26 protein-coding genes and 1 tRNA gene are annotated in these 22,220 nt (G+C 71.0%); 4 read left to right on the top strand and 23 right to left on the bottom strand.

The features are described 5' to 3' along the window. Nucleotide 1: 1 nt before the first annotated feature. The 10 genes from Prum_RS24715 to Prum_RS24670 form a co-directional block, all read right to left on the bottom strand. Nucleotides 2–1,372: an NAD(P)/FAD-dependent oxidoreductase gene (locus tag Prum_RS24715; RefSeq protein ID WP_173078654.1), complete on the bottom strand. Its 1,371-nt coding sequence runs from the start codon at nt 1,370–1,372 to the stop codon at nt 2–4. Continuing rightward, a complete protein-coding gene (locus Prum_RS24710) occupies nt 1,369–3,618 on the bottom strand; it encodes an MMPL family transporter (RefSeq protein ID WP_173078653.1) in 2,250 nt (749 codons plus the stop codon). The genes Prum_RS24715 and Prum_RS24710 overlap by 4 nt, the downstream gene beginning before the upstream one ends. 5 nt (nt 3,619–3,623) lie before the next feature. After that, entirely contained in the window at nt 3,624–4,106 is a 483-nt protein-coding gene (locus Prum_RS24705; protein ID WP_173078652.1) for a type II toxin-antitoxin system RatA family toxin, read from the bottom strand. A gap of 1 nt (nt 4,107) precedes the next feature. Beyond that, complete coding sequence (locus Prum_RS24700; RefSeq protein WP_173078651.1) at nt 4,108–5,373, bottom strand: aspartate aminotransferase family protein; 1,266 nt, start codon at nt 5,371–5,373, stop codon at nt 4,108–4,110. 13 nt (nt 5,374–5,386) lie between these two features. Continuing rightward, nucleotides 5,387–6,517, bottom strand: coding sequence for an acyl-CoA dehydrogenase family protein (locus Prum_RS24695; protein ID WP_173078650.1), 1,131 nt, complete (start codon nt 6,515–6,517; stop codon nt 5,387–5,389). Then, complete coding sequence (locus Prum_RS24690; protein WP_246278072.1) at nt 6,514–8,121, bottom strand: aldehyde dehydrogenase family protein; 1,608 nt, start codon at nt 8,119–8,121, stop codon at nt 6,514–6,516. The genes Prum_RS24695 and Prum_RS24690 overlap by 4 nt, the downstream gene beginning before the upstream one ends. 115 nt (nt 8,122–8,236) lie before the next feature. Then, nucleotides 8,237–9,103, bottom strand: coding sequence for an alpha/beta fold hydrolase (locus Prum_RS24685; protein WP_173078649.1), 867 nt, complete (start codon nt 9,101–9,103; stop codon nt 8,237–8,239). Continuing rightward, nucleotides 9,100–9,621 (bottom strand): hypothetical protein, encoded by a 522-nt coding sequence (locus Prum_RS24680; RefSeq protein WP_173078648.1) that lies wholly within the window; start codon nt 9,619–9,621, stop codon nt 9,100–9,102. The genes Prum_RS24685 and Prum_RS24680 overlap by 4 nt, the downstream gene beginning before the upstream one ends. 20 nt (nt 9,622–9,641) lie before the next feature. Further along, entirely contained in the window at nt 9,642–10,304 is a 663-nt protein-coding gene (locus Prum_RS24675; RefSeq protein WP_173078647.1) for a maleylpyruvate isomerase family mycothiol-dependent enzyme, read from the bottom strand. A 1-nt stretch (nt 10,305) separates the two neighbouring features. Next, the gene (locus Prum_RS24670) at nt 10,306–10,581 is read right to left on the bottom strand and encodes an acyl carrier protein (protein ID WP_173078646.1); all 276 of its coding nucleotides are present in this window, start codon (nt 10,579–10,581) and stop codon (nt 10,306–10,308) included. A 143-nt stretch (nt 10,582–10,724) separates the two neighbouring features. Between Prum_RS24670 and Prum_RS24665 the strand changes: the two genes are divergently transcribed. Further along, nucleotides 10,725–11,255, top strand: a complete 531-nt coding sequence (locus tag Prum_RS24665; RefSeq protein ID WP_218577317.1) for a TetR/AcrR family transcriptional regulator — start codon at nt 10,725–10,727, stop codon at nt 11,253–11,255. A 383-nt stretch (nt 11,256–11,638) separates the two neighbouring features. Here the strand turns inward: Prum_RS24665 and Prum_RS24660 are convergent. The 3 genes from Prum_RS24660 to Prum_RS24650 all read right to left on the bottom strand — a co-directional run bounded on the left by Prum_RS24660 (nt 11,639) and on the right by Prum_RS24650 (nt 12,702). Continuing rightward, nucleotides 11,639–11,711: transfer RNA gene (locus Prum_RS24660), tRNA-Ala, on the bottom strand. 89 nt (nt 11,712–11,800) lie between these two features. Next, nucleotides 11,801–12,355: a YqgE/AlgH family protein gene (locus tag Prum_RS24655; RefSeq protein WP_173078645.1), complete on the bottom strand. Its 555-nt coding sequence runs from the start codon at nt 12,353–12,355 to the stop codon at nt 11,801–11,803. Nucleotides 12,356–12,402: 47 nt separating this feature from the next. After that, a complete protein-coding gene (locus Prum_RS24650; protein ID WP_173078644.1) occupies nt 12,403–12,702 on the bottom strand; it encodes a VOC family protein in 300 nt (99 codons plus the stop codon). A gap of 200 nt (nt 12,703–12,902) precedes the next feature. On the opposite strand from Prum_RS24650, the gene Prum_RS24645 reads away from it, so the two are divergent. Continuing rightward, nucleotides 12,903–13,724: a tyrosine-type recombinase/integrase gene (locus tag Prum_RS24645; RefSeq protein WP_173078643.1), complete on the top strand. Its 822-nt coding sequence runs from the start codon at nt 12,903–12,905 to the stop codon at nt 13,722–13,724. A 71-nt stretch (nt 13,725–13,795) separates the two neighbouring features. On the opposite strand, the gene Prum_RS24640 is transcribed toward Prum_RS24645, so the two are convergent. Both Prum_RS24640 and Prum_RS24635 read right to left on the bottom strand, forming a co-directional pair. Then, the gene (locus Prum_RS24640; protein ID WP_173078642.1) at nt 13,796–14,152 is read right to left on the bottom strand and encodes a hypothetical protein; all 357 of its coding nucleotides are present in this window, start codon (nt 14,150–14,152) and stop codon (nt 13,796–13,798) included. Between the two features lie 214 nt (nt 14,153–14,366). Next, nucleotides 14,367–14,615 (bottom strand): helix-turn-helix domain-containing protein, encoded by a 249-nt coding sequence (locus Prum_RS24635; protein ID WP_173078641.1) that lies wholly within the window; start codon nt 14,613–14,615, stop codon nt 14,367–14,369. 177 nt (nt 14,616–14,792) lie between these two features. Between Prum_RS24635 and Prum_RS24630 the strand changes: the two genes are divergently transcribed. Together Prum_RS24630 and Prum_RS24625 are read left to right on the top strand one after the other, a co-directional pair. Then, entirely contained in the window at nt 14,793–15,116 is a 324-nt protein-coding gene (locus Prum_RS24630; RefSeq protein ID WP_173078640.1) for a hypothetical protein, read from the top strand. Then, the gene (locus Prum_RS24625) at nt 15,113–15,421 is read left to right on the top strand and encodes a hypothetical protein (protein WP_173078639.1); all 309 of its coding nucleotides are present in this window, start codon (nt 15,113–15,115) and stop codon (nt 15,419–15,421) included. The genes Prum_RS24630 and Prum_RS24625 overlap by 4 nt, the downstream gene beginning before the upstream one ends. A 13-nt stretch (nt 15,422–15,434) precedes the next feature. On the opposite strand, the gene Prum_RS24620 is transcribed toward Prum_RS24625, so the two are convergent. The 8 genes from Prum_RS24620 to Prum_RS24585 form a co-directional block, all read right to left on the bottom strand. Then, nucleotides 15,435–15,599, bottom strand: coding sequence for a hypothetical protein (locus Prum_RS24620; protein WP_173078638.1), 165 nt, complete (start codon nt 15,597–15,599; stop codon nt 15,435–15,437). Beyond that, entirely contained in the window at nt 15,596–16,375 is a 780-nt protein-coding gene (locus Prum_RS24615) for a hypothetical protein (RefSeq protein ID WP_173078637.1), read from the bottom strand. The genes Prum_RS24620 and Prum_RS24615 overlap by 4 nt, the downstream gene beginning before the upstream one ends. Nucleotides 16,376–16,383: 8 nt before the next feature. Then, entirely contained in the window at nt 16,384–17,079 is a 696-nt protein-coding gene (locus Prum_RS24610) for a glycine-rich domain-containing protein (RefSeq protein WP_173078636.1), read from the bottom strand. Between the two features lie 12 nt (nt 17,080–17,091). Next, nucleotides 17,092–19,863, bottom strand: coding sequence for a hypothetical protein (locus Prum_RS24605; protein WP_173078635.1), 2,772 nt, complete (start codon nt 19,861–19,863; stop codon nt 17,092–17,094). 1 nt (nt 19,864) lies between these two features. Then, complete coding sequence (locus Prum_RS24600; protein ID WP_173078634.1) at nt 19,865–20,947, bottom strand: hypothetical protein; 1,083 nt, start codon at nt 20,945–20,947, stop codon at nt 19,865–19,867. Nucleotide 20,948: 1 nt separating this feature from the next. Beyond that, nucleotides 20,949–21,359: an HK97 gp10 family phage protein gene (locus Prum_RS24595; protein WP_173078633.1), complete on the bottom strand. Its 411-nt coding sequence runs from the start codon at nt 21,357–21,359 to the stop codon at nt 20,949–20,951. Between the two features lie 95 nt (nt 21,360–21,454). Then, the gene (locus Prum_RS24590; protein ID WP_173078632.1) at nt 21,455–21,868 is read right to left on the bottom strand and encodes a hypothetical protein; all 414 of its coding nucleotides are present in this window, start codon (nt 21,866–21,868) and stop codon (nt 21,455–21,457) included. An 11-nt stretch (nt 21,869–21,879) separates the two neighbouring features. Next, on the bottom strand, nt 21,880–22,218 hold the full coding sequence (locus Prum_RS24585; protein WP_173078631.1) for a hypothetical protein: 339 nt from the start codon (nt 22,216–22,218) through the stop codon (nt 21,880–21,882). Nucleotides 22,219–22,220: the final 2 nt, after the last annotated feature.

The following is a 22,220-nucleotide window of genomic DNA, read 5'->3' as shown; positions in this document are numbered from 1 at the left end:
CTTAGCGTGCGGGAATCGTCTGGCTCGCCGGCGGTGCGACGGGCTCGGACACGGTGGTCGGCACCGCCGGGAGCGCGCCGATCCGGCGCGCGGCGATCATGCGGCGGCGCAGTTCGGCGGCGGTGAGCGCGCCCGCCTGCGCGAGGGCGGCTCGGGCCGGCATCGACCCGTCGCGGATGGCGGTCACGGTGGCGGCGAGCAGGCGCGGCGGGCTGAACACCGCGGCCGGCCGGCGCCGGTGCGCCAGCACCTCGTGCAGCGCGTCGCGGGCCGCCGGCCGCCGGGCGACCCGGTGCAGCATGCCGGCGACCAGGTGCGGCAGCGGCCCGGACACCCCGAGGTCGGTGCCGAACCAGTACATGTCGAACGCGTCGGTGTCCCGCCACGCCCAGTAGGCGCGTAGCGCCCCGGCCAGCCGCGCCGGCCGGGACAGTCCGAACAGGAGCGCCCCGGCGAGCCGCTCGGCCTGCCGCAGCGCGTCGTTGATGCCCTGTCCCGGCGTGACGTCCTTGAAGTGCCCCGCGTCGCCGACCAGCGCCCAGCCGGGGCCGGCGGACTCGCGGAAGTAACACTGGTAGCCGGGCATCCGGCGCAGCTCGCCGACCGGGGTGGCGCCGGCCAGCAGCTCGCCCAGTTCGGTGCTGACGCCGCCGACGTACTCGGCGAAGGCCCGGCCGTCGTCGCCGCGCAGCCGCGGGTCGACCCCGGCCGACGGCTGGGCCAGCGTGAGAAAGAGCCCGCCGTCGGTCGGCGCGCCGGCGACGAGTTCGTCGCCGGGCCGCTGCCAGATGAACGCGGGCGGCGCGGCCACCCCGGAGAAGTAGCCGAAGTACGCGGGCCGGGGAGCAGCGGTCACCAGGTACCGGCGGGCGCCCATCGCGCGGGCGATGGTCGAGTTGCGCCCGTCCGCGCCGACCACGACCGGGGCGGTCAGCTCGTACCGGCGGCCACCGGAGCCCTCCGCCAGCACGCCGGCCACGGCGCCGTCGCGGCGCAGCACCTCCAGCACGCGTACGCCGCAGCGCACGTCGGCGCCGGCTTCCCCGGCGGCCGTCAGCAGCGCGGTGTCCAGGCTCTCCCGGCGCGGGCAGAGGCCGGGATCGTCGGCCCGGCCCAGGGTCATCCGCACGCCTTGGATCGCGAAGCGGGTTTCGCGCAGCAGCGGCGCGCCGCTGGCCAGCACCCGATCGAGTACGCCCAGCTCGCGCAGCGGGGCGACGGTGTGCAGCACATGGGTGGAGAGGGTGGGGCTGGGAAACGTGGCGCGGTCCAGCAGGCAGACCCGCGCACCCGCCCGGGCCAGCCGCAGCGCCAGGGCCGATCCGGCCACCCGGGCACCGACCACAACCACGTCGTACGCGTGCGCGTTCACCGGCTCACCTCCTGGGGTTGGCCGAGCGGGACCCGAGCCGTCGCGAGGGCGGGCGGCGGGGCCTCCCGCAGTCCGAACCGTTCGTGGAAGCGGCGCAGCGGCCGCGGCGCCCACCAGTTCGCCGAGCCGGCCAGCCGCATCACGGCCGGTACGAGGAACGCCCGCACCACCGTGGCGTCGACCAGGATCGCGATCCCCAGCCCCAGGCCCAGCATCTTGAGGATGGTGAGCTGGGAGGTGACGTTCGCGAGCAGGACGACGATGAGCAGGGCGGCCGCCGAGGTGACCAGCCGGCCGGTGCGCTGGAGCCCGTCGGCGATGGCCTTGTCGTTGGGCAGGCCACTCTGGTGCGCTTCCTGGATGCGGGACACCAGGAAGACCTCGTAGTCCATCGACAGGCCGAACGCGATGCACAGCATGAGGATCGGGGTGAAGATCTCCAACTGCCCGGTGACCTGGAAGCCGCCGAGCAGGCCGGCGAAATGCCCATCGGAGAAGACCCAGACCAGCGCCCCGAACGTCGCCGTCAGGCTGAGCAGGTTGCAAAGCACGGCCTTGATCGGGATCAGCACGCTGCCGGTGAAGAGGAACAGCAGCACGAGCATCGCGCCGATCATGACGCCGAGCACCCACGGCAGGGCTTCGCCCAGCGTCGCGCGGGTGTCGACGAGGTGCGCCGAGTTGCCGCCCACCTGGACGGTGAACGGGGCCGGCACCGCGCGCACGGCGCGTACCAGGCGTTCGGCCTCCGCGGAGTACTGGTCCACGGTGGGTACGACCGAGACCCAGCCGGCCTGGGCGTCCGGGGCGACGAAGCGTGCGGCGGCCGGCGCGTCGGCGACCCGCGCGCCACCCGCGTACACGCCCGCGGCGGTGGTGACCGAGGCGACGTCCGGCAGCCGGGACAGCGCCGTGGCGTACCCGCCGAGCGCGGCCGTGGCCGCCTCCGCGCCCGGCGGCAGGCCCTCGGCCGTCACGTAGAGGGCGTCCAGGGCCGGCGACGGGAAGTCGGACCGGACCGCCTCGGCGACCCGGTGCGCCTCGCTGCTCGCCGGCAGCATCCGGTCGTCGGGGAGCTGGAAGCTGGCACGCAGGAACGGCACGCCCAGCGCCAGCAGGAAAACGACGGCGACCACCGCGATGGTCACCGGCCGGCGCATCACGAACTCGGCGATGCGCCGCCAGGCCCCGCGCTCCGGGCTCGGCGCACCACGCCGCCAGAAGCGCAGGTCGAACCGGTCGACCCGGGGACCGAGGACGGCGAGCACCGCCGGCAGCACCACGACCGCCGCCAGCCCCGACACCAGCACCACGGCGATCCCCGCGTACGCGAAGGAGCGCAGGTAGTACAGCGGGAACAGGGCCATCCCGGCCAGGCTGACCGCGACGGTGACCGCCGAGAAGAGCACCGTGCGGCCGGCCGTACGGACCGCCGTCTCCAGCGCCTCCGGGCGGTCCCGTCCCGCGCCCAGCTCCTCGCGGTACCGGGCCAGGATGAACAGGCTGTAGTCGATGGCGAGGCCCAGGCTCAGCGCCGTCGCCAGGTTCAGCGAGAAGATCGAGACATCGGTGAACGCCGAGCACAGCCGCAGCGCGGCGAACGTGCCGAACACCGCGAGCAGCCCGATCAGCCCAGGCAGCAGCGAGGCGATCACGCTGCCGAAGACGAGCACCAGCAGGACGATCAGCAGCGGCGCGGCAAGCAGCTCGGCCCGGGTCAGGTCGTCGCGGCTGAGCTTCTGGATCTCCCGCTCGGCGGCCGGCTGCCCGCCGACCTGCACGCGCAGGCCGTCCTGGTCGCCGGAGAAGAGCGGGTGGATCTGCCGCATCGTCGCCTTGATGTCGTCCCCGTCGCCGAGCAGCCGGGCCAGCACCAGCGCCTCGCGACCGTCCGCGGAGCGCAGCGCGTCGGGCCGCCCCGCGGTCCAGTACGACGTGGCGGGGCCGACGCCCGGCGTGCCGGACAGCCGGGCGGTGAGCGCCTCGCCGGCCCGGACCGCCGCGGCGTCCTGCACCCCGGCCGGCGTCGTAACCAGCAGCACCAGGTTGGGCGGCCCGGCCGGGAAGCGCTCCTCCAGCGCCCGGTCCGCCTGCGCGGACTCGTCGCCGGGGGCGAAGAATCCGGCCGTGCCGAGGGTCGGCAGCACCGTCGCGGCCGGCACCGCGGCCACGACGCAGAAGAGCATCGCCCCGACGATCACCCGCCAGGGACGCTGGACCACGAGGTGGGCGACGACGGCGAGCATCGCGATCAGCCCTCGGCGTGGCCGGCGGGGGTGGCGACCCGCGCCGGCGGGAACGTCGCACCCTCGAACAGCCGGCCCAGGATGAGCTGGATCGTCTCGGTGAGCACCCGTTCGGCGACCGGGTCGATGATGGTGGCCAGGCTCGGGATGCCGAAGTCGAAGTCGTTGTAGAAGACCACGCCCACGCCGTCCGGCTGCTGGGTCACCACCCAGCCGCCGGTCAGCTCCTCGAAGTCGCCCTCGGTCTGCACGAAGTCGATCGTCAGCCGGTCGCGGTGCAGCCAGTCCTCCTCGGTCCAGCGCAGGATGCCGTTGCGGAAGAGCACCTCCCACGTGCTGAGCACCGGCCCGTCGCCCACCGCCGGGGTCACCGTGACCGCCCGGACGATCTCGACCAGTTCCGGGTAGCGGGCGAAGTCGCTGAGCGTGTCGAACACCTCTGTTGGGTTCGCGCCCGGGATGAACGCGGAAATCTCGACGTGACGCATCTCAGCGGTCCTCCGCTCGGTTGGGGTAGCGGTCACCCAGCGCGCGCAGCGCGCCGTCGCACGCGTCGACCAGGTGGTCGACCTCGTCGGCCCGCATGACCGCCGGCGGGGTGAGTCGCAGTACGGTGTGGGCGTTGAGCGAGTGGTTGGCCACGACATGGCGTTCGAGCAGTTCGCCGAGCATCTCGCCGGACAGGCCGGGCTGGTGGAACTCGACGCCGATCAGTAGCCCGGCGCCGCGCACCTCCCGCACCAGGTGCGGGCAGTGCAGCGCGGCCGACTCGCGCAGCTTCCGCAGCAGTTCCGCGCCGATCGAGGCGGAGCGCTCGACCAGCCCGTCCGCTTGGATCGCCTCGATGGCCGCGCGGGCCGCCGCCATCGCGATGGGCGCCGCCGAGAACGTCGACGTGTGCAGGTACGGGTCGCGGTCGAACGCGGCGAACGCCTCGACGGTGGCCACCGCGGCGGCGACCGGCACCACGCCGCCGGACAGGCTCTTGCCCACCAGCAGCACGTCCGGGGTCACGCCGTCCCGGTCCGCGCCCCACCACGTGCCGAGCCGGCCGAGTCCGGTCTGCACCTCGTCGAGCACGAAGAGGGCGCCGAATTCGCGGCACAGCCGGGCCACGTCGGTCAGGTAGCCCGGTGGCGGGATCACCACGCCGCCCTCGCCCTGCACGGGTTCGACGATCACGCACGCCTCGGGGCCGTTCCGCAGCTCCTCCTCCAGCGCGCCCGCGTCCCCGTACGGCACGTGCGAGACCTGCGGCAGCAACGGCCGGAACGGTTGCTGGTACAGGTCCTTGGCGGTCACCGACAGCGCGCCCATGGTCTTGCCGTGGTATCCGCCCACTGTGGACACCAGTCGCGTCTTGCCACGGGTGCGGGCCATCTTGATGGCGGCCTCGACGGCCTCCGCACCCGAATTCGCGAAGTACGCCCGCGCGAGCCCCGCCGGAGCCGCCTCGACGAGGGCCTGCGCGGCGCGGGCCGCCTGCGGCTCCAGCATCATCCGGGTGGCGAGCGGGTGGGTGCGGATCTGCTCGATCACCGCGGCCTCGACGGCCGGGTGCCGGGCGCCGTGGATGAAGACGCCGTACCCGCCGGCGTTGAGCAGCCGCGTACCGTCCGCCAGCGTGACCCAGGCGCCGGACGACGCCACTTCGACGTGCCCGCCGGTGATGTCGGCCAGCCGGGCCCTGCCCCGCGACAGGTATCGCCGGTAGAGGTCGGCGACGGGCGGCGCCTTCTCGTCGATGGTTGTCATCACCGGCCTCCGTTCAGCTCATCACGAGCGGCCGGCCACCGAACCACTCGACCATCGCGCCGGCGACGCTGTGCCGCGACGGCGGGTGGAACGCGATGGCGTGCGTGGCCGCGGCCAGGTACGCGACCTCCGACGAGGAGACGAAGGCCATCCCGCCGAGCGCTTCGACCGCGCCGCGGACGGCCGTACCGACCATCTCGGCGACGGCGAACCGGACGACCAGCGACCGGCCCAGCCCGTCGTTGCTGCCGTCGCCAGCGTCGAGGTTGCTGGCGGCGCCGTCCAGCATGAGCGAGGCGCCCTCGATCGTGGTGGCCAGCCGCGCCCGGTCCTCGACGGATCCCCGGCCGGCCAGCAGCACCCGCTCCACCAGCCCCGCGGCGATGCCCAGGTAGCAGGCGGTGACGAGCAGCTCGAACCAGACGAAGCCAATCGTCTGCAGGTCGTCCAACTCGCCGTCGAGGCCGGTGCCGAGGTCGACGATGAGGTCCGGGTGCACCTCGACGTCGTCGAGGATGACCGCGTCCGACTGGGCGCCGGCCAGCACCCACGAGGACCAGAACGGCTCGATCCGGATGCCCTCGGACTGCGCCGGGATCATCGCGACGCCCAGCTTGACGCTGCCGTCCGGCTCGGGGATCGCCACGCTGGCCGTCAGCAGGTCCATGGAGCGGCTCAGGCTGCACGGGCGCTTGGCGCCGCTGAGCCGCAGCACGTCGCCGTCCCGGCGGGCGGTGAGCGTCGGCGACAGGATGCCCTGCCCGGCCCGCCCTTCGGCGAAGCCGGACGCCACGAGCCGGCCGTCCACGGCCACCCCGTCCAGCAGCATCCACTCGAAACTGCTGCTCGCCTTGGCCAGCGCGACCAGGCTGGCCACCGAGAACTGGTGCATGGTGGTGGCTATCGCCACCGACGGCGAGCGGGTGGCCAGCGCACGCGTCGCCCGCACGGCCTCCACCGCCGTCGCTCCGACACCGTTGTACGCGGTCGGGATGACCAACCCGGGCCCGCCCGCCTTGCGAAACATCTCGATGCCGGGGCCTTCGCGGGTCTCCAGCTCGAGCAGCGGCACCTCCGCCAGCTGCTTGTCCAGCCCGGGCAGGAGCCGCTCCAGCGTCTCCCGCTCCGGTCCCAGGAAGCTCATCGGGTTGCCTCCCTTGCCGCGTACGCCTCGACGACCGCGCGCCGGGGCTGGATGCCGGTGCCGATGCTGATGCCCTGCAGGTGCGAGGTGCGCAGCATCGGATAGTTCAGTTCGCCGAACGGCCCGCCGGTGAGCCCGCCCCCGCCGTTGGGCGCGAGGTACGGCGGCAGGGCCACGTGCGAGTCGTTGACCTTCAAGATCCCGCCGTTGGTGACCCGGGTGACGAACTGTTCGATCACGTCGGGGCTCTGCGCCCACAGCGAGTTCCGCAGGCCGTACGGGTTGGCGTTCACGAAGCCGATCACGTCGCCGAGCAACTGGTCGTCCGGCACGTCCTCGGCGACCACCACCGGCAGCAACGGGAAGAACGTCTCCTTGGCCACCGCCGACATCTCCCGCGCGCGGGCCAGCCCGTTCACCCGCAGCACGGTCGGCTCGATGAAGATCCCGGTCTCGGACGGCTCGCCGTCCACCTCCAGGCGACGGCCGCCGGTGAGCAGCTCGGCGCCCATCTCCATGGCCTCGCTCAGGTAGGCGAAGTACTTCTCGGTCTTGTAGACGGGCGAGAGCAGGACCTCTGGGTCCTCTGGGTAGCCGGGACGCACCTTGCCGGCGAGGCTCACCAGCCGATCGATCAGGGCGTCGGCGATCGCCGGGTGGGCAACCACGTAGTTGGGCACCATGCAGATCTGGCCCGACCCGAAGAAGCACTCGGTGAGCGCCTCGGCGGCGCTGTCGATGTCGGCGTCGCGCCACACCACGCAGCCGTCGTTGCCGGCCAGCTCCAGGATCGGCTTCTTGCCCCGGCGGACCGCCTCCACGCCGAGCGGGATGCCCACCTCGCTGCTGCCGAAGAACATGATGTCGTCGACGAGCGGGCTCTCCATCCACTGGTCGATCATTTGCGTGGGGTGTCCACAGAGGACGTTGAGCACCCCGGGCGGCGCGCCCACCTCGTCCAGCACCGGGACGAGCAGTTCGCGCAGCGCCCACATCACCCCGTACGGCGAGCTGCGGGGCGCCTTCACGACCAGCGCGTTGCCGGCGGCCAGCACGGCCACGCCGGACAGCGAACTGATCGCCGCGGCGTTCAGCGGCGGGCTCAGCACGACCACACCGTCGGGCTTGCGCACCAGCCGGAGCTGCCGGTCGCCCTCGACGAAGTCCCAGCCCATCTGCTGCCGGCACCAGGCGGTGGTGGGCCCATCGCTGCACCGCAGCAGCGAGGCGACCTCCCACTCGGCGAGCGTGCGCGGGTGCCCCTCGGCGACGATGACGGAGACGAACTCCTCCCGGCGCCGCCACAACTCCTCGTGGAACCGTTCGATGACTCGGAACCGGACGTCCAGCGGGGTCGCTCCCCACACGGGCGCGGCCGCCCGCGCCGCCTCCAGCGCGCGCTGGGACACCTCGTCGTCGGCGATGGCGCAGCGGGCCTCCACGATCTCGTGGCTGTCGCCGTCGTGCCGCCTGCCCTTTTCCAGATCCCGCTTGAGCGCCAGGCCGGGCAGTACGTCCGCCAGTAGCGCGGAGGCTCGCAGGCAGTAGACCCACTCGCTCCCCGGGACGTCCTCGCCCCCAACGTAGGAACTGTACGACCGCAACGGCTTCTCCTTTGCGTCGCCGGGGCGCCCGATCACGTCCCCATCTAATGACTTCCTCTAGTGATTAATTATAGTGACACCCAAAGGGCCGTCAAGGAGTCTCGATGGCAGCCGCTCAGGCGCCCGGACGGGCCGACAGCATGTCGTTGATCTCGGACGCCATGACGTCCGGCGCGTCGATCGCCACGTGGGCATAGCTGTCCGGCACGACGGTCAGTGTCGCGGTCGGGATCATCGCGGCCAGCTTGCGACCGTCCGCGATGGGAAAGACCCGCCCGGTGTCGCCCCAGACCAGGCGCACCGGGCGGTCGAAGGCGGGCAGGCGCTTCGCCGCCGCGTTGGTGTGCCGCCGGTCCACCCCGCGCAGCACCTTGACCACGTCACGGCGTACGGCGCGATCGGTGAGGAACGGCTGCCTCCAGTACCGCGCCAGCTCCGCGGGCACCGGCCGCTTCTGCACCCGGCCGAACACCAGCGGCTGCTTGTGCGCGCCGGGCAGCTTCTGCCCCTGCCCGGCCAGCCACAGCACTCCGGGAGGCAGGTAGCCGAACGCCTGCAGGTACCAGAACGTCGGCGGGAAGAAGTGGTCGAAGGCGTCGCAGGAGTGCAGCACCAGGGCGTCCAGCCGGTCGCCGTGGGTGGTCGCCACCAACTGCGCGACCGCGCCACCGAAGTCGCCGGCGACCAGGGTGACCCGCTCCAGCTCTAGGCGGTCGATCAGCTCCACCACGAGCGCGGCCAGACCCGGCGGGGTCAGGTCCGCGGCCGGGTGCATGGCCGACCGATGCGATCCGAACGGCATGTCGGGCACGATCACCCGCGCGTCCCGGACCGAGGGGGTCACCCGGTCCCAGTAGTGCCCATCGGTGAGCAGCCCGTGCAGGAACAGGACCGGCCTGCCCTCGCCGGACTCGCGGTATGCCACCGGCCCGACGGATGTCTGGACGGTCGTGCGACCCCCACCGAGCTGCTCCCAGGTCACCGGTCTTCTCCACCCACGCGTACGGACGGCCGGGCCGGCTCCGCCGGGCGGCGCAGGACGGTCGCGGTCGGCACCTCGGTCGTCTCCGGTCGAGTCCAGACCATCAACAGCATGGCCAATCCGTACACGACGGTAGAACCGAGCAGGCCGTCCTGCAACACGTTGTCCACGGTGCCCAGTGCCTGCGTGTTGGCGAGGTGGAAGAGCAGGTGCGGCAGGTTGGCCACGAGGCTGCCGACCAGCGCCGCAATGCACAGGTCGCGGCCCAGCCGGAACGTCGCCCAAAGCAGCACCGCGCCCAGAGCCAGATAGACGAAGCCCAGGTCCAGCACGTAGTGCTCGTTGTACGGCCCGATCGCGCCGGCCCAGCCACGGCCGAACGCGAACCAGTTGAAGAACCATTCCGGGGCCAGCGATGCCGGCACGCCGATGAACAGCATCTCGACGGCCATTCCGGCCAGGCCGACGCGTAGCAGCGTGCGCCCCGGCACCGCGGGTGAGCGTGCGGTCGTGCTCATCCTCGTCTCCCTATGGGTATCTAGGCCCCGCCGATGCGCGAGGCCAGGATCGCCGCGCCCGGTCCGGACAGCTCGGGCAACGGTGCCGCACGGCCGCCGGCACACATGATCAGCGCCTCGGCCGTGCCCCGCACCTCGGCGCCCTCGCCGACCCGGCGTCCGATGTCCTCCGCCACCAGGCACAGCCCGCGCACCCGGCGGCGCGGCTTGAGCAGGCCGCCCAGCCGGGGCAGCACGTCCAGCGCGGTGGCCAGCCGGTGCGCGGGGATCACCCGGGAGTGCCCCAGCGGACGGCGGATGTCCTGGTGGTGAATCAGGTGGTCGATGAACAGCTCGGCCGGCGCGACGAAGCCCGCCGGGCCGCGCGGTCGATCGGTCGTGCCGGCCCGGAAGAGCGCGAGGATCTCCGCCGGCGAATGGCTGTCGCCGTAGCGCAGCGCCAGCCGGTGCGAAGCCTGCTCGACGCCCCGGGAGGCGACGATCGTACGCAGGAACGGCCCCATCGCCATGGTGTGCCCGACCGCCATGTGGCTGACGACGTGACGTACGCGCCAACCCGCGCACAGGGTCTGTGCATCCCAGTCCGGAGCGGCCAGATCGGCGAGGTAGTCGGCCAGGTCCGCCGACTCCTCGATCATCAGCTTGACGTAGTCGGCCTTGGTGAGCCGGATCGTGTCCGTCATGTCATTCCGATTCCCCGGCGGTGCTGACGAGCTGGGTCATGCGGTGCACCTCCACCGCCAGCTCGTGCAGCGTCAGGGCGGCAAACTTCTCCAACTCGTCGTCCGGCAGCTTGACGCCGTGGCTGTCCTCCATCCGGACCGCCAGCTCCGCGACCGCGAGCGAGTCGAGCTCGAGACCGTCCGGGCCGAGCGACATCTCGCTGGCTCCCTCGCCGACCTCGTAGTGCATCTCGCGGAGAATCTCGATCACCGACCGCTCGATCTCTTCAACCATCATCGGACGTCGCTCCTCTCGAGTTGCGGTCCTCGCTTGATGAAATCCGCTATTGATGAACTATAGTCAGAACGACTTCCCGGTCAAGAGGATCGCCCACAAAACCATACTGTGGCGTACGGCTAACCATGCGCTAGCGTACGTCCATGGCGGAACGCAAGACAAGCTCCAGGCGGCGCCTAACTCCGGACGACTGGGCGGACGCGGCCCTCGCCGCGATCGCCGACGGCGGGCTGGCCGCGGTCGCCGTCGAGCCCCTCGCCGCCCGGCTCGGCACCACCAAGGGCAGCTTCTACTGGCACTTCAGCAACCGTGAGGCCCTGCTGGAGGCGGCCCTGGCCCGCTGGGAGGCGCGAACCACCACCGCCGTCATCGACGAGATCGTCAACGCCACCGACGACCCCGCCAGCCAGCTCCGCCGGCTGATCATCCGGGTGAGCAGGATGGCCGAGGTCGACCGGGTAGGGCCGGCCCTGCTGGCGACCGCCGCACACCCGGCCGTCGCGCGCGCCGTGGAGCGGGTCACCCGTGCGCGGGTCGGCCTGATCGTCACCGCACTGGCCCAGCTGGGCTTCGCGCCGTCCGAGGCCCAGTCCCGCGCGCTACTGGCCTACAGCGCCTACCTCGGCCACACCCAACTGGCCCACTCCGCCCCCGCCTCCTACCGTCCACAGTAGACATCCGCCGCGCCTACCTAACCCACGTCCTCCACACCCTGACGACCCCTAGCCCCCGCGCCCCGACCCCCTCACCGTCGATCAAGGGCAAACGGTCGTGCTTTGATCTCAGATCCACGACCCTTTGCCCTTGATCGGCGCGGAAATCCTTGATCGGCGGACAGGTCGAGCGTTCGTCCACATTGGAGTGTGAGGACCTGACGACGGTGGCTCCGCGCGGGGTCGGCGGGCGCCGTGACGAAGGCCCGGGACCCTCAGCGGTCCGGCCCTCGGACACCAACCACCGTATCGGGCACGCCGGACAATACGGCATCGGAGACGATTAACGCCCTGGTCTTGGGAGACGCGCTCCCGACCAGGGCGTTACTCACTTGCGGTTTGGGTGGAGCCGAGGGGACTCGAACCCCTGACCCCCACACTGCCAGTGTGGTGCGCTACCAGCTGCGCCACGGCCCCAACATACCCAGTCTCCCGGGCACCCGCGCAATAGTACACACCCCAGGGGCGGGGGTCATCTCCGAGGGGCCGACACACCGACGACAAGATCAGTTCATGGCCACGTCCGGCGGGAAGTGGGCCACCGCGGCCAGGATGCCGCCCTGCCTTCGCAGCACCATGGGCCACAGGTCGTCCGGCCGTTCCACGAAGGCGTCGCCGGGCAGGGCGTCGAAGACGAACCAGGAGCCCGAGGAGATCTCGTCCTCCAACTGCCCGGCCGACCAGCCCGAGTAGCCGGCGAACACCCGGATGCCGGCCAGGCTGTTCTGCAGCGTCTCCGGGTCGACGGAGAGATCAACTGTGCCGATCAAGCCCGACACGCGGTGGAAGCCGCGGGCCCGGCGTACCCCGGGATGGGTGCGGGCGAGGCAGATGGCCGACTCGGGCTGCACCGGCCCGCCCTCGAAGAGCACCGCCGGGTCGCGGGCCATGGCGCCCCAGTTGCCGAGCACCTCGGAGACGGGCACCTCGGTCGCGCGGTTGAGCACCACGCCGAGGGCGCCGCCCGGCTCGTGCGCGACGAGCAGGACGACAGTCCGGTCGAAGTTGGGATCCTTCAGGGCCGGGGTCGCGACCAGTAGCTGCCCGGTCATCGACTCCATCGACCGCCCCCCGATCCGCTGCCCCTCTCCGTGCACGGCGTCCTCCACTACCCGTGCGAACCCGAAACACAAAACTCGTTGCCTTCGGGGTCGGCCATCACCAGGCGCTCCACCTCGGCCGGTCGGTCGTCGGCCGCCCAGTCGATGTGCACCTGATTCTTGCCGATCTTCGGCTCCGGCACCCGCTGCAGGTCCAGTTGCGGACCCTGGCCGGACCCTGCCGCGAGGATCAGGTACTCGTTCTCATACCGCCACGTCACCTCGTATCCGGCGGCCTCCGACCAGAACTTCGCCAGTCCACCGGGATCCGCGCAGTCGATCGTGACCATGCGCGCAGTCAACGCCATGCTTGGCACCATATCCGGCGATGACCAGCCGGGGAACGGGTGACAGCCGACGGCCGAGTACGGGTCGGCCGAAGAGCCGAGTTGACACGTCGGCGCCCGCGCCGCACCTCCGCCGTCCGGCTCGCGTGAACTCAACCGCCACGGCGCAATGACCATGCGTCACCTTCCGCTTAACGCGCCGTTAACAGAGGATTTCTCGCATGACTGACCCGTTACTCATCCAGTACCTGGACTGGCTCCACGACTGCCGGCGACGGCCGCGCACCATCGAGGGACGCCGCGCCGTCCTCACCCGGATGGACTCCGAACTCCCCTACGGCCTCCCCCTCGCCACGACCGACGAACTCAAGGCGTGGATCTACCGCGACGAGTTCTGCCGCAACACCCTCGCCACCTACTACGGCGCAGCCCGCGCGTTCTTCGTCTGGGCGACCAACCCCGCCGACCCGCACCTCGACTTCGACCCCAGCGCCCTACTCCCCCAGGTCACGCACGCACGTGGCCTCCCCCGACCGGTCACCGACGACCAGCTCACCCACGTGCTCACCCACGCCGCCGAGCCGTACCGCACATGGTCCCTCCTCGCGGCGTACGGCGGCCTGCGCTGCTGCGAGATCGCCGACCTCCATCGGGAACACGTCACCGCGGAGGAGCTGACCATCGTCGACGGCAAGGGCGGCAAGCCCGGCGTCGTCCCCACCCACGAGCTCGTGTGGCAGGCGGTCGCCGACCTGCCGCCGGGGCCAATCGCCTGGACCGACAAGGGCACGCCCGCGTCGGCCACCTACGTCAGCCTGACGTACGCGCTCTACCTACGCCGGCAGCTCCACATGCCCGGCGTGGGCCTGCACCGCCTCCGCCACTGGTACGGGACAACCGTCTACCAGCAGACCCGGGACATCCGCCGGACGCAGGAGCTGCTGCGGCACAGCAGCCTGACCAGCACACAGGTGTACACCCTGGTCACGGATGAGGAGCGCCAGGCGGCTATCCAAGCGCTCCCCAACCTCACCGGCGCCTAGCAAGCAGCACGGTCCACGCACCGTACCGCGCCCCGGCCTTGATCGGTCCGGGGCGCGGTCTACTTTCCGGCCTATGGGTGTCGTTTGGCCCGGCGTTGCCGGGGCGCCGCCGGCGCCAGCCGGTACTCCGTCAGCATCGCCCACGACTCGTCGCGGGCCAGGTCCTCCGCGATGACCTCCACACGAGGGATCCGCTCACGCGACATGTGGTCCCAGCGGGGCACGACGCACACCTGCGCCGAGCCGTCCGCCAGCATCTGCACCACGCTGCGCCATTTCTCGCCGGTCGGCGTCTCATCCACGACGACGCCGATGAGCTGGTAATGGTGGTCGCCCACCCAGTTCATGCACACCCGCGCCCAGCGCTGGGTCTCCTCGTTGTCGACCAGGTAGATGATCGCCAGTAGTGCCGCCCCGAGTCCAATCATGATCGGAATGATCGTAGTGATCTAGCGGGACGCAAGCGTCTCTGGCCCGTTGTGGCAGATCACGGACAGTTCATGATCGGGCCGTCACGCAGAGATACCACGATCGTTATCCGGGCCCGCCACCTGCGCAGAAACCATTTTGGCCGGGGGGGGGGGCATCGATGAATACAGACCGTGCCCACTACGGAGCGTACGTCACGGACGATCCGCACGCCTACGGCTGGTCCGCCTCGACTCCGCCGGCGCGGAGGATCCGCCGCACCTGCTCCCGGCCGTAGCCGCTCACCCGGGCGATCTCGCCGACCCGCGTGCCGTCCAGGTACGCCTGCACGATGGCGGCCGCGAGTCGGGTGCGGACCTTGGGGACGTCGGTCCGCGCCGCGGCGACCTCGGCCAGGCCGTCGTCGACACGCTTGAGCGCAGCGCGGTACGCCTCCGCCGCCGCCTCAAGGTCACTCGCCATGTGGCCACTCTGACATGCACACCGCCTCCCACCTGCGGGTATGTCGAGGTGGCCACGCTGCGTCTTCACAGGTGGCAACCTGTCGCCTACCGTGGTTGCACAGCGCACCCGGTCGGTCCACCCCCCGTTGTGCAAGACCCGGCCGGGTGCTGCCCTAGCCCCCACGGGAGGAACCTCATGAGCTGGCAGAGCGGCCCCAGCACCGACGAACCCACCCTGATCACCGACCTGTTCGCGCTCATCGACTCGTCGATCCGGCAGGGCCGGGCCATCGAGCGAGTCGACCAGGCGGCCGCCGCCGCGGCCTACCGCGACGGGCTGGCCGCGCTCGGCCGGATCCTGCAGCGGGTCGGCGAGAACCGGGTGGGACCCGCCGAGCTACTCATCACTCCGGAGCCGGTGGGCCGATCGGATGGGTCCCAGCTACCTTCCGGCTGCGAGCGCCACGACCAATCGACCGACAGTGATCACGTAGCGCCACCCAGTACGGTGCGGCAGTGACCACTCTGGAGCGTCTGCGCATTCGCCCGGCCATCGCGGTGGCCGTGCTCGCGGGCGCCGTCGCGACGGCAGGGGTAGCGGGGTTCGTGCTGGCGGACCGGACACAGCCCGGCGTGTGCTTCGCCGAGCAGCGCGGCGCATGCGCGTACGAGATCACGCCCCACCGGGACGGCACAGTGACGGTCCGCCGCGAGATGGACAACGTGTCGCCTCGCGGTACCTGGCGGGTGCCGGCTGAGTGCATCACCGACACCGCGCCGCGGCCGGACTGCCCTGCCGGGTGGTACTCCCCGGCGCCGAGCTAGAACGCGGGCCCTCCTATCGGGTCAGTCCCGGCATGATCAGCCCGATAGCCACGCTGAGCACCACGGGCAACACGACCAGCCCCAGCGTCCGCCACCGCGCACGTGCCTCGCGGAGCTGTGACACCTGCTCCTCGATCCGCGTCAGGCGCTGGAGCACGTCGCGCTCGAAATCGGTCATCGGAGCGCGATCTCCACGCGGCCGATCACGCGCTCGACCGCCGCCTCGACCACCTCGGCCGGCATGTCGGTCAGCTCCTCGCGGAGCGCGGTGACGAGCTGCGCGGCCAGCTCGGTACGCAGGGCGGCGTCGCGGCTCACCTCGGCCTCCGCGCGCTCGGTCGCTTCGCGGTCGATCTCGGCCAGCTTGGCAGCAAGGTCTGTCTTGGACATCTGGCCGGCCACGGCCGCGGCTAGGGCGTCCAGCTTGGCCCCGAGCAACTTCCGGGTCTGGTCGTGGTGCCAGTCGCTGTACCGGACGAAGGATCCGAGGCGGGTCGGTGCGCCGGTCAGCGCGTTGGCTTCCTGCCGGTCCCATACCGCCTTGGCGATCTCGTCAGCGGTCGGCATGTCGTCCTCCACTCCCCATGCGCGCCGGTCCTGCTCGGCGGCCGCGCTCTGCTTGATCGAAAAATGGACGTGCGCGGTGTGCGGGTTGTCGCCGTCGTACGGCTCCGGCCGCCACCCGTTGTCGGCGTCGGCGATCTGCCGGTCCCAGATCCAGTAGTGCGCGCTCGGGTGCCGCTCGAACGCGCGGAGGACGGCGTCGACGTCGACGCCGTCCTTGTCCATATCCCACGCGTCCACCGACTCCCGGGCGTTCGGGTTGTGATCGCTGGGCCGCTGCTGGTGCGCCGGGTCACCGATCGTGCCGTCGCTCGTCTTGTCCCGCTGCGGCCAGCGGGCGTCCACTTCGGAGCGAAGCACCGACAGCGACGGCGCAAGATACCAAGCCACGGTGCCCCTCACAGGTAGGTCGTGATGATGACGATTCCGGCGCCGCCGGCACCGCCCAGCGCGCCCGCCCCGGAGGATGCCGTCGTCAGACCGCCGGATCCGCCGGCACCCTGTCCGCCAGCCAGGCCGGCGAGGGCCTGCCCGGTCGATCCGGACGCGCGGCCGGTCGGCCCCCCGCTGTAGACCGAGCTGCCCCCATGGCCGGACACGCCCAGGGACGCGTCGCCGTAGGACGACCCGCCGGACTGGCCGCGGGTCAGCAAGGTGCCGATGGTGCCGATGCCGCCGAGCGCCCCGCCCACGCCGAAGCTGGCCGCGCTGCTGGCCGCACCGGTGCCGCCCGTGCCGCCGTCCGCGGCGGCGTGCGCCCCTAGCGAGCTCGCGCCGCCGTTGCCGCCGTTGCCACCGGTGTTCGCCCCGGCGGCGCCGCCCGCGCCGCACGTGACGGTCTCCGACGCGCCGAGGTCTGAGGCGTTCCGCCACCTGAGCGCGTACCCGCCTGCCGCGCCGCCGGCCGCGGCCGCGTGCTGAGCGGCTGCCGCCGTCGCGGCGCCGCCACCGCCACCGCCGCCGCCTATCACCTCGATTTTGACGCGCTGGGCGCCGGCGGGCTTGTTCCACGTCCCGGACGCCGTGAACACCTGCACATCGACGGCCGTGACCACGTCGTCGATCTCGATGAGCGCCCCTGCCGCTGCCGTCATGTCTGCTGCCTCCTAGAACCCGTAGCGGACCGGCTTGGCCAGGCGCACCGAGGCGCCGGCCGCGATCGTCTTGGCGGGGACACCGTTGGTCGGCGCGGCGTCCACTGTGAACGTTTGCGGAGAGCTGGCGCCGGAGATCGCCGTGACGTTGAACCGGGCGCCGGCTATCTCGATCTCGATCGGGAACTGCGGCGCGCTGGACCCGGTGACCCACAGGTACCGCCCCGCCGCGATCACCACGCTGATGCTCGTGGTCGTGCCGACGACGACCGAGCCCCCGGTGGTCGAGTAGGCGGAGTCGTAGCGGCTCCCCGAGTCGTTCCACACCCCGGTGTTGAACACCTTCCCCGGGCCGGTGTTGAACGTGATGCTCCAGCGGTGTCCTCGGCGAAGCTCCGTGTACCCGAGCGCCATCAGTCGGGCGCGGTCGGGCTCGGCATTGTCGAGCCCGATGATATCGCCGCCGTCCACTGAGGACGCATCTATGGCTAGATGGGGCGCGGCATCGAGGTCAACACCCACCTGTGGATATCGCGTACCGGTCTGCGTTCCGGCCGCCACTCGCCAATGCGCGTGATTGGGCAACGTGTTGTCCACGTCCGTGTTGACATCGACGCGCACGGGATAGCGGCCGATGGTGTTGACGCCGCGTGGTCCGTCCTCCCGCACCGCGCGGGCGGAGGACCCGTCCGTGCGGACCACCGTGACGTCGTTGACCACATTGGAGTTGTCCACGTCCGGCAGGATCGGAGGTAGTACGACCCCGGCGTCCATGTCGAGCAACAGCTTCTCGGGCTGCGCGGACATGCTGGCCCGGGTCCGCATAGTCAGGCCAGGCTTGTACCGGGTCTCCATGATGCGAGACGAGTCGGTGCGCTCGATCTCGGCGACGTGCCCGACGAACGTCGTGATGGGTTGCGGCCCCATGGGCACCGTGTCCGAGGCGCTGCCGATCAGGTCGAAGTCCAGCCCGTTCTCCAGACACAGACGGGCCAGCCGGTCTGCGGCCAGCTCACCGGACCTGCCGACCACCGCGGCGTTGGCTGCGTTGGCCGGCGGGCTAGCGGTATCCCAGATGGTCACGAAGCCAATCGACGTCTGCGCATCACCGGTGGTGCCGCTGCTGGTCTGCTGGCTGGTCAGCGTCGACCACGACGACGCTGCCAGGGTGCCCGAGTCGAGCACCACGCCGTCGATCCAGACCGCCCAGTCGACGTCGGCGCCGTCGCGCACGGTGGTGACCCGGCCATGGTGAACGCGGCCGTCCTGATAGGCGACCGGCCCGGCCGAGATCTCGATGGACGAGAGCGAGGCACCCTCGTAGATCCGTCGCTCAAAGCCCCAGTTGCCGTCCACGAACCCGAACAGCCAGTCGGTGCGTGGGTCGCCCGGGCCTCCCGTCCCCGTGCCATGCAGGAAAAGCACGTTGCCGTCGAACGCCGCCCCACCTGCGTTGCGCGCCGCGAAGACGAAGTCAGCCGCCCACTCGGTCGCGCCAGGGTCCATCTCGATGTTGCCGAGCATGTAGAGCTGGGTCTCTGCCGCCGCGGTGGCCAGGGGCTCCACCCACGCGTTGTAGGCGACAGGTTCCCAGTCCAGCGTGATGGGTGCCTGCGTGTTGAAGTCAAGGCTCTGGATCGACAGCGGGGCGCCGCCCGGCAGTGCACTCGCGGCCTGGCTGGCATCCGCGCCGTCCGTGATCGGCCACATCGCCACCGGCCCGCCGCGCAGGTTCTCGACCCACAGGGCGGACAGCGCTGGCGGGTCACCCTGTCCAATCCGCAGTAGCGGGCCGTTGGCCGTGACGTGCACCCACCGGTCGCCCTTGACCGGTACGCCATCCGGGCCGTACTCGACCGGCCCGAGCGACCGGCGAGGCTTGAACGACGACACCTCGCCGTAGAACCGAACAGAGTTGGGCCGGAAGTAGGAGACCGGCGTCGCGCTCCACTGTCGACCGAACGCATCGGTGAACGGCCCGTCCGACAGCACGTTGTGGAACTTGGGGTTCGTGACGACTGTGCCACCAATCCCACTACGCAGCTCGAATTCATAGAACCGACCCACCGAGTACAGCGGCCCGAGCAGTGGGGTACCACCCACGTCGATCCACGAGGTCGAGGCGAAGATGCTCGCGGTGCCCGCGGTCGTCACGGTGCTGCCCAGTTGCGTCCACGGGCCGGCGATGGTGGGCGCCGTCAGGAACGTGACCACGTGCTGCCCGGCGCCGTTGTCGGCGTCGAGGGTGGCCCGGATCGCGATCCGATCGCCGTCGGTGGCCGGCACCGCGGCGGTGGCGGTGCGGGTGGCGGTGCCCGCAGTCCCGTCGGACGACCAGTGCAGCACCGGCCGCCGCGACGAGTCGAGGTACAGCGCCCAGCTTTTCTGGTTCGGTGTGATGAACTTGGCGGCCAAACCCACGTCGTTGTAAGCGGTGAGCTGGCAGTCGACGCGGATGTCGATGTCACTCGTGATGTCGAGGCTCGAATGATCCGGCGTGAACGCCGTTGGCACCGCGCCCGGTCCCGTGGTCTCCAGAAAGGACAGTCCCAGCTCGTACATGCGAACGGGCATGGACGGGCCGATGAGCCCGTACAAGGGACTGGCGACGTTCTCGGGGTTGAAGTCGTGGCCGGGCAAGTCGAACTCCACGCTGCCCGTGGTCGGCTCCCCCTGCCCCTCGCCGCGATCGCGCACGATCTCGATGTCTTCGCGGTCGTACAACTTGACCGTGTGCCAGGCGCCGTCATAGAAGACCTGCGTCACCAGCTCGTGCTTGGCCACGTCAGGTCACCGCGGGGATGACACGGCCGTCCGACCGGACGCGCAGCGCGAGCGCGCCGGACTTGAAGAGCTTCAGCACCAGGATGGCCAACGCCTGCTCCGCACTCGTGCCGCCCCCGCCGGCCGCCACGACGACCGTGACCGCCCCGCCGCCGCCGGCCGGGATGACCCGCTCACCGGCTTGAAGGACCGCCAGCATTTCCTGACCAGCGGCACCGGGGACCACACCACCGGAGTGGAACTGCGGCAGCTGCGGGGCGGAGATGCTGTTGCCGCCCAGACCGAACGGCACCCAGTTAGGGACCGTCCACGACAGTTGCCCGACAGTGGCGTTCCACGCGCGGGAGATGAAGTTGAACGCGGCCCGGAACGGCGCGGTGATGATGCTCGCCAGGCCGACGAACGCCTTCTTCAGCCGGCCGGGGATCGACACGATCGCGCCCACGAGCTTCGACCCGATGCTGATCATCATGTTGAACGCGCCCACGTACACGTTCTTGACGAAGGTGAGGTAGGCCAGGATGCCCTTCCAGGCGACCTTCCACAGCCGTTGGAACCAGTCCGTCTTGGTGGCGATCAGCACGATGATGGCCACCAGCGCGATGATCGCGACGATGATGAGCACGATCGGGTTAGCCAGCAGCGCCGTGTTCAGCAGCCACTGCGCGCCGGCCCACACCTTCGACGCCGCCGCCGCGATGTGCTGCCCAGCCGCCGTCGCCAGGGTGGCCACCCGGGTTCCCTTGAGCCACGTGACCGCGCCCTTCATCGCCGGGATCAGGGTGTAGTTGAAGCCCTCCGCCAGGTCGGCCAGGCCACCGCCCGCAGTGACGAAGCCCTCGAACAGGTTGCCCTTCAGGATGAGGCCCACGCCGGCCGCCGTGTCGGCCGTACCAGTCAATGTGGACGCGACACCCTGGGCGCGGTTCTCCGCGGCGTCGGCCGCCTCGCTGGCCCGGTCAAAGCCGTCGCTGGCGTCGGCGACGTCGCGCTCCATCCCGTTCGCCGCCTGGCCCACCCGATCGAACGCGCGCTCCAGCTGGGCGGTGTCGCCCGCGAAGGTGAGATTGACTTCGTTCGCCACGTCAGTCGACCTCGATCCCGGCAGCCTCAGCGGTGGACACCAACGCACGCGTGAGCGCGGCGTTGAACTCGTCGCGCTTGACGATGAAGCCCTTCCACAGGTAGCGGCCGTCCCCATAGAACGGTCGCGGCGCGGGCCGGTTGTTCGGGCCCTTGCCGCCGAAGTCCAACCAGGGGTAGTACGGGGCCCGCTTCCCGCCGGCCGTGATCCGCGCCTTCGTCCGCGTCGACTTCGCCCGCAGCGACTTGCGAGCCGCGCCGGTACGCGTAGGGATCCGCGGGCGGGCGTAGTCGATGACGATCCGCAGCGCGTCGTTGAGGCCGACGCGGAGCATCTTCGGCAGGTCGCTGTCGAGCTTGCGCAGGTTGCGGGAGAACTCGGCCAGGCCGTCGATGCGGATCTCGCCGGGCATGTGCTCACCCCCCTGCCTTCAGCCGCTCCAGCTCCTCGCGCTGCGCCTTGCGCGCGTAGTACACGTGCCAGCGGACGAACTCACCGTTGTCCATCTCAGCCCGCAGCCGGGCCACCGTCATGCTCAGCTTCTGCGCCAGGAAGTGCTCGAACTCCGTCTCCGGATCCGCCTCGAACGCCTTGAAACGCGGCCTTGTCGGCGCCCTCCAACATGCCGGACAGCTCCTGGATCTTCCGGGAGACGTGCTCCAGCTCGCCGGCCGCCGACGCCTTCTGCCACTGGCCCACCTCGGCCTCGGTGAGCACCGGGTCGAGGAACGCGGTGGCGAGCATCTTCCGCTCAAGGGCCAGGGCGCGCGGGCCGTCGATGTTCTCGTCATCGGTGGCCTTGCGCACCATCAGCACCTCGGCGCGGGACAGCGCCCGCATGCGTACGGTGCCGACGCCGGGCACCTCGACCTCTGCCTCCGAGAGGCGAGGCTTCAACAGCCGGTCCTTCAGATCGTCCACAGTGGCCTCCCTCAGCCCAGCGGGTACAGCTTGTAGGTAACCGTCGACACCACGGAATGCGTGACGGTGACGAGCCCGGTTACCGGGTCAGCCTGCGACGGGTGGATGAAAAACACACGGTTGGTCCCCGTGGTCAGCGCCGGCGCCAGCGCGGCCGCGGCCGCGGAGGTCGGCGTCACGCTCGCGTCGGAAATCGTCATGTTGTCCGTGCCGGCGTTGCCGTTCAGGATCTCCAGCAGCGCACCGCGCGAGCCGAGCAGCGTCGACGCGATGGTGTCAGATGCGGCGACAGCGGCACCAGGCGTGGCGACGCCGGCACGGGTCGGTACGGTAGCGGCGAGAGCGCCCATCG

It is taken from the genome of Phytohabitans rumicis, assembly GCF_011764445.1.
Classification (GTDB): Bacteria; Actinomycetota; Actinomycetes; order Mycobacteriales; family Micromonosporaceae; genus Phytohabitans; species Phytohabitans rumicis.
The sequence above is the reverse complement of the archived record's forward strand: the minus strand, read 5'-3'. Positions and strand labels throughout refer to the sequence as shown.

Excerpts from the sequence above, each read along its gene's own strand:
- Prum_RS24675 (WP_173078647.1), bottom strand. The coding sequence starts at position 10,304 with ATGACGGACACGATCCGGCTCACCAAGGCCGACTACGTCAAGCTGATG.
- Prum_RS24620 (WP_173078638.1), bottom strand. The coding sequence starts at position 15,599 with ATGACCGATTTCGAGCGCGACGTGCTCCAGCGCCTGACGCGGATCGAG.
- Prum_RS24645 (WP_173078643.1), top strand. The coding sequence starts at position 12,903 with ATGACTGACCCGTTACTCATCCAGTACCTGGACTGGCTCCACGACTGC.
- Prum_RS24595 (WP_173078633.1), bottom strand. The coding sequence starts at position 21,359 with ATGCCCGGCGAGATCCGCATCGACGGCCTGGCCGAGTTCTCCCGCAAC.
- Prum_RS24710 (WP_173078653.1), bottom strand. The coding sequence starts at position 3,618 with ATGCTCGCCGTCGTCGCCCACCTCGTGGTCCAGCGTCCCTGGCGGGTG.
- Prum_RS24665 (WP_218577317.1), top strand. The coding sequence starts at position 10,725 with ATGGCGGAACGCAAGACAAGCTCCAGGCGGCGCCTAACTCCGGACGAC.
- Prum_RS24670 (WP_173078646.1), bottom strand. The coding sequence starts at position 10,581 with ATGATGGTTGAAGAGATCGAGCGGTCGGTGATCGAGATTCTCCGCGAG.
- Prum_RS24640 (WP_173078642.1), bottom strand. The coding sequence starts at position 14,152 with ATGATTGGACTCGGGGCGGCACTACTGGCGATCATCTACCTGGTCGAC.
- Prum_RS24650 (WP_173078644.1), bottom strand. The coding sequence starts at position 12,702 with ATGGCGTTGACTGCGCGCATGGTCACGATCGACTGCGCGGATCCCGGT.
- Prum_RS24655 (WP_173078645.1), bottom strand. The coding sequence starts at position 12,355 with ATGGAGTCGATGACCGGGCAGCTACTGGTCGCGACCCCGGCCCTGAAG.
- Prum_RS24610 (WP_173078636.1), bottom strand. The coding sequence starts at position 17,079 with ATGACGGCAGCGGCAGGGGCGCTCATCGAGATCGACGACGTGGTCACG.
- Prum_RS24705 (WP_173078652.1), bottom strand. The coding sequence starts at position 4,106 with ATGCGTCACGTCGAGATTTCCGCGTTCATCCCGGGCGCGAACCCAACA.
- Prum_RS24680 (WP_173078648.1), bottom strand. The coding sequence starts at position 9,621 with ATGAGCACGACCGCACGCTCACCCGCGGTGCCGGGGCGCACGCTGCTA.
- Prum_RS24695 (WP_173078650.1), bottom strand. The coding sequence starts at position 6,517 with ATGAGCTTCCTGGGACCGGAGCGGGAGACGCTGGAGCGGCTCCTGCCC.
- Prum_RS24700 (WP_173078651.1), bottom strand. The coding sequence starts at position 5,373 with ATGACAACCATCGACGAGAAGGCGCCGCCCGTCGCCGACCTCTACCGG.
- Prum_RS24585 (WP_173078631.1), bottom strand. The coding sequence starts at position 22,218 with ATGGGCGCTCTCGCCGCTACCGTACCGACCCGTGCCGGCGTCGCCACG.
- Prum_RS24630 (WP_173078640.1), top strand. The coding sequence starts at position 14,793 with ATGAGCTGGCAGAGCGGCCCCAGCACCGACGAACCCACCCTGATCACC.
- Prum_RS24635 (WP_173078641.1), bottom strand. The coding sequence starts at position 14,615 with ATGGCGAGTGACCTTGAGGCGGCGGCGGAGGCGTACCGCGCTGCGCTC.